Raw genomic sequence first — 12,860 nt, forward strand, 5'->3', positions numbered from 1 at the left:
CCGGTACACGATTGATGCGGACACCAACTTTTCCCCTGAAAAAGTCGATATCATCCGAGCAAACTAATGAGGACTTCTCAAGGGAAAGGAGAAGGTTTAATGAATGTGGCGGATTATGATAAAGCACTTTATTATACGCATCGCTCGCAATGGGATAATTTACTTATTCTTATGGTACGTACGCAAGATGATTTGCTCTCGAAACGTATTGAGCATTTCTTACATGCGTATCAATTTAACCGGAACGATGCAGATGTTGAAAAATGTTTATATGGGCTCCTGCAGTACATTGACCATGCTTCAGAGGCTGCTGCTGAAGTTTATTCACAACCGATGTACACATAAAGAAAAAGGGCTAAAATGAATTTTTTTAGCCCTTCCCTTTTACATACAATTAGCAGTGCGCTGTGATGGGAAACATAAAGTGGCTGACATGAAATAGACGGGAGCGTTAGAGATAATCCTAACGAAAATCACTTACTAATTCATATGCCTCCACCTGATCCCCTCCCATTTTACATTCACCTTTGATTGACCAGCTCATCACCTCCTTTAAAATAAAAAAAGACTTGATGAGCATACTCTCATCAAGTCTTTTTTGTTTTTCTATTAGAAACGTCAAATAACCAACATCTATGCTCTTTTTTATTCAATTCATTGAATTGAATATGCGCTTAAAAGTTTTAGCATAACGACTAAATTCTTTTCTGTCATAGCAGCTCTTTCGGCTGATTTTTTTGATAATCCACTGCATACAGAGCCGCTTGGGTTCGATCTGCCAGCTCTAATTTTGATAATACATGAGATACGTGCGTTTTGACAGTTTTTTCAGAAATAAACAGCGATGAGGCAATTTCTTTGTTGCTTTTGCCTTTTGCAATCTCAAATAAGACATCTCGCTCTCTATTGGTGAGCTCTTTCATCAATGCCCATTTCTGCTCTTTTGGCTCTGTCAGATGCTGCACGAGAAAGGTCGTGATATGACCATCTAACTGATAGGTGCCATTTTGGACTTCAATCATGGTCGAAAGCAGCTTTTCTGGTGCCACATCCTTTAATTGATAGGCTTTCGCCCCTGCTTGAATGGCGGGAATGACATAATCTTTATCCGCATAGCTTGTCAGGATCACAATGCGGGCGTCCGGCATTTCCAGCGTCATTTGTTTCGTTGCCTCAATGCCATTCATTACAGGCATAGACAAATCCATTAAGACAATGTCAGGCTGAGTTTCTCTGACAACCTCTAATGCCTCTTGCCCATTGGACGCCTCACCAACGATGTCCACATCAGGCTGTGTCTGTAAGAAAAACACAAGCCCTTTTCTCACAATATGATGATCATCTGCAATGACAACTCTCATGACGATCCCTTCCTTTCTTGTGAAAATGGCACTTTTACATGAATCGTAGTTCCTTTACCTAACTCTGAATGGAGACAAAATGTACCACCTGCTCTTCGGATGCGGTCAGACATCCCTTTCAGCCCAAGTGAAGGAAGGCTCATCTGCTCGTCATATTGAAAACCTTTTCCGTGATCAATAATTTTCATCTCCAACGTGTCTTTTGATTGTTCAAGCTTGACCTCGACTTCTTCTACTTCCGCATGTTTTTGACAGTTATTCAGCGCTTCTTGACATACCCGAAACAAAGTTTCATTGTGAGAATGATCCATTTCTATACAGCCTGATAAAGATAAAGTGCAGCGTAATCCTAAAAGCTGTGCATACTCTTCAATTGCTGTCGTAAACCCTTTTTCAAGGCCTCTTGGTCTCAGCTGCCAAATGAGTGACCGCATTTCAATCAGAGCGTCTTGTGACAAATGCTGAATAAAATCAATCATTTCCCCTAGATTCTGATCGCTTGTCATTTGCCGTGCAGCCTTAGCAGTCAGACTCACAGAGAACAACATTTGGTTGACAGAATCATGCAAGTCCTGTGCGAGCCGGTTTCTTTCTTCTAGAAGTGCGTGCTGCTGTTCATTTTGCACAAGCTTCATCCGCTGAATGGCGGTGCCAATTTGAAGTGCAATGCTTTCAAGCAAATTCAGCTCTTCTTGCGTAAACGTGACTTTTCCTTTTGCCGCCACATTTAATAAACCGAATGTACGCTTACACGCTTTTAACGGTACGGTCGCATGATGAGTAATTCCTTCTGTATCCCCGAGCTTTTCTTCAATCGCCGTTTCAATCCGTTTGCAATTAATAATATTGGTGGCTGATTGCAGTGAACCTTTTGTGTATCGATTGATGCAATAACAATCATTTTGACACATGAGCTGCTTTTGATGTTTTGCAAGTGCTTCAGGTAAGGAAACCTCTGCCATCAGTTCATATGACCCGTCTTTTTCTATAAAATAAATCCATGCTGAATGAAAGCCTGTGACATCCATCAGCATATGGAGCACTTCATGGAGCGTTTCTTTCATTTCCATGCCTTCATTAAGCTTTTCAGCAATTTCTTTTAACGTTTTTAATGTTTCAACCTTCTCTTGATATTCTCCCATACTGTTTACCCCCGGCATTTGCAGCCTTTACTTATCATTACGCTCATTATACCATGGGCCCCTTTGTCGCTCTTTCTCCAAAAGAATGATTTCTTCTCATCCTTTTGGCTGAGAAAAAAGCCATCATGTATTCATACACGATGGCCTTGTCTTTCGTTATTTCGCTGTTTCTTCCACAATATCATAAACGATTTTCATCACTTCTTCTGACAAATGCTTTAGCTTTTCTTCACTATCTGTTAAAGACGTACCTTTGACTGCAATATAAAATTTCACTTTAGGCTCAGTGCCGGAAGGTCTTAAGCAGAACCACGAACCATCCTCAAGGAAATATTTCAGCACATTTGATGCTGGCAGGTGAATGGTTTCCTCTTTCTTTTCAGCCACAAGTTGTCTTTGACTTGATTGGTAATCCTCAATCACTGTGATGCGCTGCCCTGCGATGGCATCTGGCGGATTTGTTCTAAAGGTATGAAGGATCGCTGAAATCTGCTCTGCTCCTTCTTTTCCTTTTAAGGTTAACGACTTTAACCCTTCCCGGTAAAATCCAAACTGCTTGAAAATATCGACAAGCGCATCGTACAAGGACTTGCCCTGCTTTTTATAGAAAGCAGCGACTTCAACGGCTAAAAGTGCCGCTTGCACCGCATCTTTATCTCGGGCAAAGTCACCGATTAAATAGCCATAGCTCTCTTCATAACCGAATTGAAACGTGTATTCTCCGCTCTTTTCAAACTGCTTAATTTTTTCTCCAATAAATTTAAAGCCTGTGAGTGTGTCTATCGTGTCGGCACCAAAAGCTGATGCTACAGCGCGCCCAAGCTCACTTGTAACAATGGTTTTCATCACAACGGGACGAGGCGGCAATTGACCCAGCTTTTGTTTTTCAGACAATAAATAATGGAGCAGCAGGGCGCCTGTTTGGTTGCCTGTTAAGACGGTAAATTCTCCTTCGTGATCTCTGACCGCAATGCCTAACCTGTCAGCATCTGGGTCTGTGGCAATGAGGATATCGGCATTTTGTTTTTCACCAAGCTTGATGGCGTACTCAAATGCTGCATGCTCCTCTGGATTCGGAGAGGTCACTGTTGAGAATTGTGGATCTGGTTTTTCCTGCTCAGGCACAACAGTGACATGCTGATAACCTAGAGCCTGAAGCCCGTTTCTGACAGGGTGATTGGCTGTCCCATGAAGCGGAGTAAACACAACTTTGACATCGACCTCATGTGCCAGCTCAGGGTGCACACTAATGGTTTTTAATTTTTCAATATAAGCATGGTCGATTTCTTCTCCGATTATTTTGATCAGCCCTTGCTGTTTCAACGTTTCTTCAGAATCAACTGAAATCGACAGTTCATTTTCAATTGCATCTACTTCTTGAATGACTTGATCTGCTTCAAATAGAGGCAGCTGCCCGCCATCTTCACCATACACTTTATAGCCATTATATTCTGGTGGATTATGACTTGCTGTCACGACGATTCCAGCAAATGCATGCAGCTCACGAACCGCAAAGGAGAGCTCTGGTGTCGGACGCAATTCATCAAATACGTACGTTTGAATGCCTTGTGAAGCAAGTGTTTTGGCTGCTTCCATCGCAAATTCAGGCGATTTATGGCGTGAATCATATGCAATGGCGACGCCTCTTTTTTTTGCATCCTCTCCATGTTTCGCAATATACGCAGCAAGACCTGCTGATGCTTTACGAACAGTGTACACATTCATTCGGTTCGTGCCTGCACCAATCTCACCGCGCATTCCTCCAGTGCCGAACTCAAGGTTTTTGTAGAAACAGTCTTCAAGTGCTTGGTGGTCATCTTGATGCGTCTTTAGCCATTCCTTTAGTTCAGTATCCAGGTGCTTCTCATTGATCCATCGCTCATAATTCGTCTTCCAACTCATGGTCGTCCTCCCCAGCTCTTATCATCAATAAAATAACATCTACTGTTATTCTATATGGAATCATCCTTTATGTCATGCTATATCATTAGCAGTTGGAAAAAATGCTGCACAAATAAAAAAAGCCGATACATGATCGGCTTTCAGATTGTTGACAAAGGGCTAAAATGATCTTGCTTTAACCCTTTGTCTTCTTTTTATTCAGCATCAAGCGGTACGACTGCTTCATGGAATAGTTGATCTAATTCTGTTTGATGTTTCTGTTTTGCTGCTTCATCCCAGCCAAAACGCTCTGCCATGTAGTCAACAACAGGTTGTGCGTATTTTTTTGCCCAATTGATATTAAATAATAGGCTTCCTGTTCTTCTTAAGAAGAAATCGACAGGTGTTACAGCTAGTTCTTCTTCGATCGCATAGACAAGCTCTGCCAGCACATATGCTGGAATGTTTCGTTTGTCTGCTTCCCCTTGAAGCTGCTCTACTCGTTTGTAGACACTGCTGACGTTTGAACCATATTTTTCAGCTAGTTTTTGTGCAATCGGTTCTGTTAAACCAACAGATGCTCCTTCTGCTGTTTTCGCTTGAACAAAGGCTGCCATGTTTTTAGATCCGCCTACATGGCCGCCTGAGATTGGCATATGCTTTGTTTTACATGGTCCGTAATCTTTGCCCGTTTCCTGTTTCAGTCCATCACGTACTAGATCGACAATATGCTCAGCCATTTTACGGTAGCCTGTTAATTTACCGCCAGCAATGGTGATTAAGCCTGAAGATGATGTCCACACTTCATCCTTACGAGAAATTTCTGAAGGATCTTTGCCCTCTTCATGAATGAGCGGACGAAGACCGGCCCAGTTGGATTCTACATCTTTTTCTGTAATATTGAGATCAGGGAACATGTACTGAATCGCTTGGATGACATAGTCACGATCGGCCTTTGTCATACGCGGGTGCTCCAGCTGTTTTTTGTACACTGTATCTGTTGTTCCAACGTACGTTTTGCCTTCTCTTGGAATGGCAAAGACCATACGTTTATCAGGTGTATCAAAGTAAATCGCTTGTTTTAATGGGAAGACCGATTGGTCAAATACTAAGTGAATTCCTTTTGTATGCTGTAAGTGTTTTCCTTCTTTTGAGTGGTCCTTGTCTCTCAGCTGATCTACCCATGGACCTGTCGCATTGACGATCTTCTTCGCATACACATCGTATGTTTTCTGCGTCATGACATCTTCAATGACAACACCAACCACTTTGCCTTTATCATAAATAAATTCTTTTACTTTCGCATAGTTGACCGCTTCCGCTCCGAATTTCACAGCCTCTTTCATGACTTCGATTGTGAGGCGTGCATCATCTGTACGGTATTCAACATAGTAGCCGCCGCCTTTTAAGCCGTCCTTTTTGACAAGCGGTTCTTTTTCAAGTGTTTCTTTTGCACTTAGCATGCTTCTGCGTTCGCTATGCTTTACGCCAGCTAAAAAGTCATACACTCTAAGTCCAATAGAGGTTGAAAACTTACCAAATGTCCCGCCTTTATGCATCGGAAGAAGCATCCATTCTGGCGTTGTCACATGAGGACCATTTTCGTATACAATGGCACGCTCTTTACCGACCTCTGCGACCATTTTCACTTCAAATTGTTTTAAATAACGAAGTCCGCCGTGCACTAGTTTCGTTGAGCGGCTAGACGTACCTGCTGCGAAATCCTGCATTTCTGCAAGACCGACACGCATTCCGCGTGAAGCCGCGTCAAGTGCTGTACCAGCGCCTGTTATACCCCCACCAATGATAAACACATCATATGGTTTTTTTGTCATTTCCTGCAGCATTTGTTCTCTTTCTAAGCTAGAAAAAGTCATCTCTTGTTCCTCCCATGTTGTACGGTAAAGAAAAAGAGACCGCAAACACCCAAAGCGTATTTCTACACTTCGGTGCCTGCGGTCTCTCCAGTTCTCCAACCGTTCTATTAACTTACTTGAAGTATACCATACTTTTGGTTTATTTGAAAGCTTGAGCTGCTTTTACAGCCTTTTTCCACCCGCTGTATAACGAGTCGCGGCTGTCCTCTTCCATTTTAGGGTCAAAGCGCTTGTCAAGGTTCCATTGTTTTGCAATGTCTGAACGGTCGTTCCAGAAGCCAACTGCTATTCCCGCAAGATAGGCCGCACCGAGTGCCGTCGTTTCATTAATTTCTGGACGCTCTACTGGTACATCCAGCAAATCACTTTGGAAGCCCATTAAGAAATCATTCTTTACAGCTCCGCCATCCACACGCAACGTTTTTAATGAGATGTTTGAATCCTTTTCCATCGCATCTAAAACATCCTTCGTTTGATAAGCAAGTGATTCTAACGTTGCACGGACAAAGTGCTCTTTAGAAGTACCGCGTGTTAATCCGAATACAGCGCCTCTGACATCACTGTCCCAGTATGGTGTGCCTAGACCAACGAATGCTGGAACGACATATACGCCATCTGTTGACTCAACGCGCTTTGCATAGGCTTCGCTGTCTTTTGAGTCTTTAAACATTCTCAGTCCATCGCGCAGCCACTGAATCGCTGAACCAGCTACGAAAATACTTCCCTCTAAAGCATATTCAACTTTACCGTCAATGCCCCATGCAATTGTCGTTAATAAACCATGATCCGACTTAATTGCTTTTTCCCCTGTATTCATCAACATGAAACATCCTGTGCCATACGTGTTCTTCGCCATTCCTTCTTCAAAGCAAGCCTGACCGAATAGTGCAGACTGCTGGTCTCCCGCCGCCCCTGCAATCGGGATATTTCTGCCGAAGAAGTGATAGTCTGTTGTTTCACCATAGATATGTGAAGATGGTTTCACCTCAGGAAGCATAGAAGCAGGTACGCCAAGGATCTCAAGTAATTCTTCATCCCATTTCAGATCGTAAATGTTGAACATTAACGTTCTTGACGCGTTGGAGTAATCTGTGACGTGTGATTGACCGCCTGTCATCTTCCAAATGAGCCATGTATCAATTGTGCCAAACAGCAAGTCGCCATTTTCTGCTTTCTCACGAGCACCTTCTACATTGTCTAAAATCCATTTTACTTTTGTCCCTGAGAAATAAGCATCAATGAGAAGACCTGTTTTATTTCTAAACGTTTCATTGTGTCCTTGCGCTTTTAACTCTTCACAAATGCCAGACGTTTGTCTAGACTGCCAAACAATTGCATTATAAACGGGTGCGCCTGTATGTTTATCCCAAACAACAGCTGTCTCACGCTGGTTCGTAATTCCGATACCGGCGATTTGATCTGCTTCAATGCCTGATTCAATTAAAGCAGTTGAAATGACGGATAGAACAGAGCTCCAAATTTCATTTGCATTATGTTCTACCCAGCCTGGGTTCGGAAAATATTGATTAAATTCCTTCTGAGCTGTATGTGCAATTTTGCCTTCTTGATCAAATAAGATCGCTCTTGAGCTTGTTGTCCCTTGATCTAAAGCGAGAATATATTTTTCTTTTGCCATGGTGTTTTCCTCCCCTTACATACTTTCATTTACAGCATTTGTTTGATTTTTCGTAGAGACATAGAGTCCTAACAATACCACAACTAAAATAACGCTTACAATCCAAAAGGCTGGAGTGATGTTCGCTTTAAAGGCTGCATTGTAGAAAACACCGCCAAATGCGCCGCCTAAAATTGGACCAACGACTGGCACCCAAGCATACTTCCAATTCGATGGACCTTTACCTGGAATCGGCAGAATCGCATGTGCAATTCTCGGACCTAAATCACGTGCAGGATTGATTGCATAACCAGTTGTTCCGCCTAAAGAAAGACCAATTGCGACAATTAAGAATCCAACAATCAGCGGATTGATTCCGTCTGCGAATTTATTTGCACCAATCGCTAAGATTCCTAGAACCAATACAAATGTACCGATGACTTCACTAAGTACGTTTGCAAAAGTATGCGGAATCGCAGGACCAGTTGAGAATACACCCAGCTTTGCACCTGGATCGTCTGTTGCTTTCCAGTGCGGTAAGTAATGTAAAAAGACAATAATAGCTCCTATTAATGCGCCAAGCATTTGACCGGCAATATACATTGGTACATCAGCCCAAGGAAAACTTCCTTCAAGCGCAAGCCCAATTGTTAGTGCTGGATTCAAATGTGCTCCGCTGATTCCACCTGTTGCATAAGCTGCTATGGCTACTGCAAATCCCCATCCGAAAGCGATTACAATCCAGCCGGACTGATATGCGAGCGATTTCTTTAAATTGACTGCCGCACATACACCGCCTCCAAAAATAATGAGAAGCATTGTACCTACGACTTCACCCCAAAATGGTGTCATGAAAATTCCTCCTCTGGTTCAGTTGCCATCCCTATGAATGTGTAAAAAAAGATAAAGAAAAAAGATCCACAACAAACATACTTTACATCAGGGTCATTTGTCACCTAGTAAAGCGCTGTTGTGGATCTCCGTTTCTCCATCACATGATATTAACTTAGTGCTATAGTATCAGAGGATGAAAACGTTGTCAATCAATTTTCACATTTTATCTTTTTCACTTTTGAAACGCTTTCCAAAGGGCTGTATTCGATGTTGTCACAGCTGTAGCTCCCGCTTCAAGCGCTCTTTCCACATCTTCTTTTGTACGGATAAATCCGCCTGCAAATATTGGAATCCCAGCTCGCTCGCGCACTTCAGTAATTAAATCCGGCACAACCCCAGGCAATACTTCAATAAAATCTGGACGATGTTTTCCTACGAACTCCATGCTTTTTTCCATCGCACTTGTATCAAGTAAAAACATTCGCTGAATGGCATATACCTTCTTTTGCTTGGCTTTCACTATGACAGAAGACCTAGTAGAAATAATTCCTGCCGGCTTCATTTCCTGACAAATAAATTCCGTTCCATACTCATCATGTTTGATCCCATGAATGAGATCGACATGGACAAACATTTTTTTATGATGGGCATTCGCCTCATTCATGATGCCCTTTAGCCGGCCTAAATGCACATCAAGTAAGACCCCATATGTAAATGGACTTTTTAAAAATTCCTCAAATTGCTTCATATTGCGAACAGCAGGTAGAATGGGTTGATCATGAAAACTCATATGCCGTCTCCTTCTAAAGTGTATTGGTTCAGTCTTCTCCTAACAGTAATAGAATCTCTTCTATTTTTCAATACACCTAATGTATCCAATGCCGATTTTACCTAACAGCATCTTAATGTATGTGCTCTTCCCATAGAAAAAAGCAGAGAAATCTCTCTGCTATAACTGCGCCATACTTTCTTTTAGCGTGTTGATAATAAATGAGGCGTCTTCGTTTGTTATATTTAGCGGCGGTGCAAGCTGGGCAACGTTATTATAGCCGGCAACCGTATCACCATTTTTCCCAATGATCAGTCCGCGTTTTTTACATTCTGCAATCAATTGACCGACAACCTGTGGATCAGCCGGTTTTTTAGACTGTTGATCCTGAACAAGTTCAATACCAAACAGCAGGCCTTTCCCTCTGACATCACCGACAAATGGATGCTCTTTTAACTCTTGCAAACGTTCAAGCATGTCTTGCCCCAGCGTGTCAGACCGTTCTACTAATTTCTCGGTTTCCATGATCTCTAGGTTGGCAAGGGCAACCGCACAAGAAGCAGGGTGACCGCCAAATGTATTTACATGGCGCAGCCTGTCATACGTATCTTCCCCTGCGTAGGCTTCATAGATTTCTCGTTTCACGCACGTTGCAGAAAGAGGTAAATAGCCGCTTGTGATCCCTTTTGCCATTGTAATGATGTCCGGCTTTACATCTTCATGCATAAAACCAAACCGCTTCCCTGTCCGGCCAAAGCCGCAGATGACTTCATCCACAATGAGAAGCGCTCCATGAGCCTCACAGATGTCTTTGACCTTCTTCAAATACCCTTTTGGCGGCATTAAGATACCGCCGCCTGTAATAATCGGTTCCATAATGACCCCAGCAATGGTCTCACTTAGTTCCCACGTCATGGCTTGATCGATTGCCGCTGCACTTGCCAAAGTCTCTTGATCCTCAGGATGACGATACATATCAGGCGGTGCGACATGGATAAAGCCTTGACCTAATGGTTCATATTTATATTTACGCTGCGCCTGCCCCGTTGCAGCAAGAGCTGCTGCGGTATTACCGTGATACGACCGATACCTGGAGATGAACTTTGTTCTTGTGCTCTCTCCTTTTTGCGCATGATATTGTTTGGCGATCTTAAATGCGGCTTCATTGGCTTCAGAACCGCTGTTAGAAAAGAAGATGACATAGTCCCCGCCAAGCCATTCATTTAGCTTTTCAGCCAGCTGAATCGCTGGCACATGGCTTTGCGTCAGCGGATAGTAAGGCATTGTATTGAGCTGCTTATATGCCGCTTCTGCAAGCTCTTTTCTGCCATAACCGGCATTTACACACCAAAGACCTGACATCCCGTCTAAATAGCGATTCCCATGAATATCAGTCACCCATGCGCCTTCTGCCTTGTGAATGACCATGCTTTCATTTTCCTTGTTTGTCCCTTTCATATGATGCCAGATCAACTGATCATCTTTCGTCTGAAGATTTTGAGCCTGCTCATGTATTTTCATCTTCCCGACCCCCATGTATCCGTTTTCATCATTAAAGAAGCTTAAACCGGTTCAGCAGCACATTGCCCCTCTATTCATTATATGGCTGAAAAGGGAGGCATATGAAACTGAAACTAGGCCGCCCGTAAGAGAGAACCAACCATTACTTTCATTATAAAAAAGGGGCCGGGCCCATTACATTAGACAGATCGTCAACTGATTGAAAAGAACCGTAAGACACTCCACTCGGATGCTTAGCAAATCTAACATACCTCGTTAACGGTCATTTCCTTGCAGGAATTCATATGCAAGAATCGCAAATTCAAGCGCCTGTCGTTTCGGTGCCTGCATCATATCCTCGCCAAGCAATGCTTGCAGTTTATCTAGTCTATGATAAAGCGTCTGCCTGACAATATAGAGCTGGCTTGCAGTTTCCTTTTTAGAACCGTTTGTCTGTAAAAAGATATTCAGCGTTTGATAAAGTCTTCCGCTATTTTGCTTATCATATAAAATGACAGGCTCCAAATACTCTTTCACCATACATTCAAGCAGTCCGCTTTCCTTCATGAAAGGCATGAGACGGAGCATATGCAAATCTTGATAAAATGGGCTTTCCACACGCTGGGGCATCACTTTCTTTAAATGCAGCACTTCTTTGGCTGCTTGAAAGCTTTTTCTCATATGCTGAAACTGTTCACAATATGGACCGATGCCAAAATTGATCACAGTTCCGCGGGGCTGCTCCCGATCATACAATTGTTTGATGTCACTCGCAGCCCTCTCTGCACGCTCTTTCCAATCCTCCTTCTTTCTCGTGTTCAATAAAATAAACAAGGTTTGTCCTTGATGCTCATATGGAATCAAGTGGAAACCCGCACGCTGAAAGATGGAGCGGCACGATACGAGAAAATAAAGATTTCCTGCGATTTCTTCGATTTGATGATGCTTTTGAAAGAGCATCACCACACAGCCGGTTGGCTTTTTCAATCCTTCTGTTTCTTCAAGATGCTCTAAAATATCTCTTTCTGTATGCTCTTCTTGGAACCATTTTTGCAGCCATTCGTTCTCTTTTGTCTTCTTCAGCTCTTCTGTATAAAGCTCTCTTAGCGTTTGCTGGGCAAGAGCATTTGCCCCTTTATCCATGACGAGCAGTTCGAATTCTGAGAGTGTGTTCGTTTGATGAATGAGCACAAGGTCTGCAAATGTCTGCTTGAGTGCAAGCACTTCTTTTTTGGTCACTTCGTATCCTTTTGGCAAGGAAGCAAACTGTAAATAATTCATGACCAGCTCTTCGGTTTGTTTAGAGGAATCACATAAAATAATCGGCTCCCCCTGAACAGGAATAAGTAAAAGAATGCCCCTTACGTGCTGATACACTTGATCCAAAATATCCATCTGCGGATGCGGAGTCAATAAAAGCTCATTCAGCTTTGATGATAGTGCTTCTAAATCAGCCATCATTTGATACTGGCGTTCAATCATCATCGTATGGAGATGCTGTGTGATGTTGACGAATTTCACTTCTTTTGTAAACAGAATCAGCGGAAAATCTCTTTCTTCTGCATACGCAATCAGTTCTTCCGGCACATCGAATCTGAGCGGAACAAATTCAATACACAAGCCTGCCGCACCAGAAACGATCAGCTGTTTTAAAAATGCTTGAAACACATCCAATTGATCATGAAAGCCTGCGGCTGTTGTTAGTATGAGCTCTCCCCCATTTAACAAATCTTCTACAGCAGGCACTTCTAGCACATGGACCCATTTGACCTGCCGAAACAATCCCTTTTCTCCTGCTAACACTTTTGCATGGGCAAAATACTTTGTTTTCAACACATCACTCACTTGAAAATGAACATCTACATTCATTGATATGTCCCC

The 12,860-nt window shown here is 42.7% G+C and carries 10 protein-coding genes; 1 reads left to right on the forward strand and 9 read right to left on the reverse strand.

What is annotated here, in order from left to right:
• The first annotated feature begins 99 nt into the window (after positions 1 to 99).
• Positions 100 to 345, forward strand: coding sequence for a YhdB family protein (locus BAE31_RS00765; RefSeq protein ID WP_075622702.1), 246 nt, complete (start codon positions 100 to 102; stop codon positions 343 to 345).
• A gap of 365 nt (positions 346 to 710) precedes the next feature.
• On the opposite strand, the gene BAE31_RS00770 is transcribed toward BAE31_RS00765, so the two are convergent.
• The 9 genes from BAE31_RS00770 to BAE31_RS00810 all read right to left on the reverse strand — a co-directional run bounded on the left by BAE31_RS00770 (position 711) and on the right by BAE31_RS00810 (position 12,848).
• The gene (locus BAE31_RS00770; RefSeq protein ID WP_041109900.1) at positions 711 to 1,361 is read right to left on the reverse strand and encodes a response regulator; all 651 of its coding nucleotides are present in this window, start codon (positions 1,359 to 1,361) and stop codon (positions 711 to 713) included.
• Positions 1,358 to 2,503 carry a GAF domain-containing sensor histidine kinase gene (locus BAE31_RS00775; RefSeq protein WP_076839153.1) on the reverse strand — a complete coding sequence of 382 codons (1,146 nt, stop codon included), beginning with the start codon at positions 2,501 to 2,503 and terminating at the stop codon, positions 1,358 to 1,360. Before BAE31_RS00775 ends, BAE31_RS00770 begins: the two co-directional genes overlap by 4 nt.
• 156 nt (positions 2,504 to 2,659) lie before the next feature.
• Entirely contained in the window at positions 2,660 to 4,405 is a 1,746-nt protein-coding gene (locus BAE31_RS00780; RefSeq protein WP_076839155.1) for a phospho-sugar mutase, read from the reverse strand.
• Between the two features lie 194 nt (positions 4,406 to 4,599).
• Positions 4,600 to 6,261 carry a glycerol-3-phosphate dehydrogenase gene (glpD, locus tag BAE31_RS00785; RefSeq protein ID WP_024426602.1) on the reverse strand — a complete coding sequence of 554 codons (1,662 nt, stop codon included), beginning with the start codon at positions 6,259 to 6,261 and terminating at the stop codon, positions 4,600 to 4,602.
• Positions 6,262 to 6,400: 139 nt separating this feature from the next.
• Positions 6,401 to 7,897, reverse strand: coding sequence for a glycerol kinase GlpK (gene glpK, locus BAE31_RS00790; RefSeq protein ID WP_041109894.1), 1,497 nt, complete (start codon positions 7,895 to 7,897; stop codon positions 6,401 to 6,403).
• A 15-nt stretch (positions 7,898 to 7,912) separates the two neighbouring features.
• Positions 7,913 to 8,728 (reverse strand): MIP/aquaporin family protein, encoded by an 816-nt coding sequence (locus BAE31_RS00795; RefSeq protein WP_024425303.1) that lies wholly within the window; start codon positions 8,726 to 8,728, stop codon positions 7,913 to 7,915.
• Positions 8,729 to 8,942: 214 nt separating this feature from the next.
• A complete protein-coding gene (locus BAE31_RS00800) occupies positions 8,943 to 9,500 on the reverse strand; it encodes a glycerol-3-phosphate responsive antiterminator (RefSeq protein WP_024425304.1) in 558 nt (185 codons plus the stop codon).
• Between the two features lie 159 nt (positions 9,501 to 9,659).
• On the reverse strand, positions 9,660 to 11,000 hold the full coding sequence (locus BAE31_RS00805; RefSeq protein ID WP_041109892.1) for an aspartate aminotransferase family protein: 1,341 nt from the start codon (positions 10,998 to 11,000) through the stop codon (positions 9,660 to 9,662).
• Positions 11,001 to 11,255: 255 nt separating this feature from the next.
• On the reverse strand, positions 11,256 to 12,848 hold the full coding sequence (locus tag BAE31_RS00810) for a PucR family transcriptional regulator (protein WP_041109890.1): 1,593 nt from the start codon (positions 12,846 to 12,848) through the stop codon (positions 11,256 to 11,258).
• Positions 12,849 to 12,860 lie beyond the last annotated feature (12 nt).

Source organism: Bacillus sp. I-2, assembly GCF_001974945.1.
Classification (GTDB): domain Bacteria; phylum Bacillota; class Bacilli; order Bacillales; family Bacillaceae; genus Bacillus; species Bacillus safensis.

What these genes read in the sequence shown, in the direction of transcription:
- BAE31_RS00775 (WP_076839153.1), bottom strand. Translation starts at nt 2,503, where the DNA reads ATGGGAGAATATCAAGAGAAGGTTGAAACATTAAAAACGTTAAAAGAA.
- BAE31_RS00805 (WP_041109892.1), bottom strand. Translation starts at nt 11,000, where the DNA reads ATGAAAATACATGAGCAGGCTCAAAATCTTCAGACGAAAGATGATCAG.
- BAE31_RS00800 (WP_024425304.1), bottom strand. Translation starts at nt 9,500, where the DNA reads ATGAGTTTTCATGATCAACCCATTCTACCTGCTGTTCGCAATATGAAG.
- glpK (WP_041109894.1), bottom strand. Translation starts at nt 7,897, where the DNA reads ATGGCAAAAGAAAAATATATTCTCGCTTTAGATCAAGGGACAACAAGC.
- BAE31_RS00795 (WP_024425303.1), bottom strand. Translation starts at nt 8,728, where the DNA reads ATGACACCATTTTGGGGTGAAGTCGTAGGTACAATGCTTCTCATTATT.
- BAE31_RS00810 (WP_041109890.1), bottom strand. Translation starts at nt 12,848, where the DNA reads ATGAATGTAGATGTTCATTTTCAAGTGAGTGATGTGTTGAAAACAAAG.
- BAE31_RS00765 (WP_075622702.1), top strand. Translation starts at nt 100, where the DNA reads ATGAATGTGGCGGATTATGATAAAGCACTTTATTATACGCATCGCTCG.
- glpD (WP_024426602.1), bottom strand. Translation starts at nt 6,261, where the DNA reads ATGACTTTTTCTAGCTTAGAAAGAGAACAAATGCTGCAGGAAATGACA.
- BAE31_RS00780 (WP_076839155.1), bottom strand. Translation starts at nt 4,405, where the DNA reads ATGAGTTGGAAGACGAATTATGAGCGATGGATCAATGAGAAGCACCTG.
- BAE31_RS00770 (WP_041109900.1), bottom strand. Translation starts at nt 1,361, where the DNA reads ATGAGAGTTGTCATTGCAGATGATCATCATATTGTGAGAAAAGGGCTT.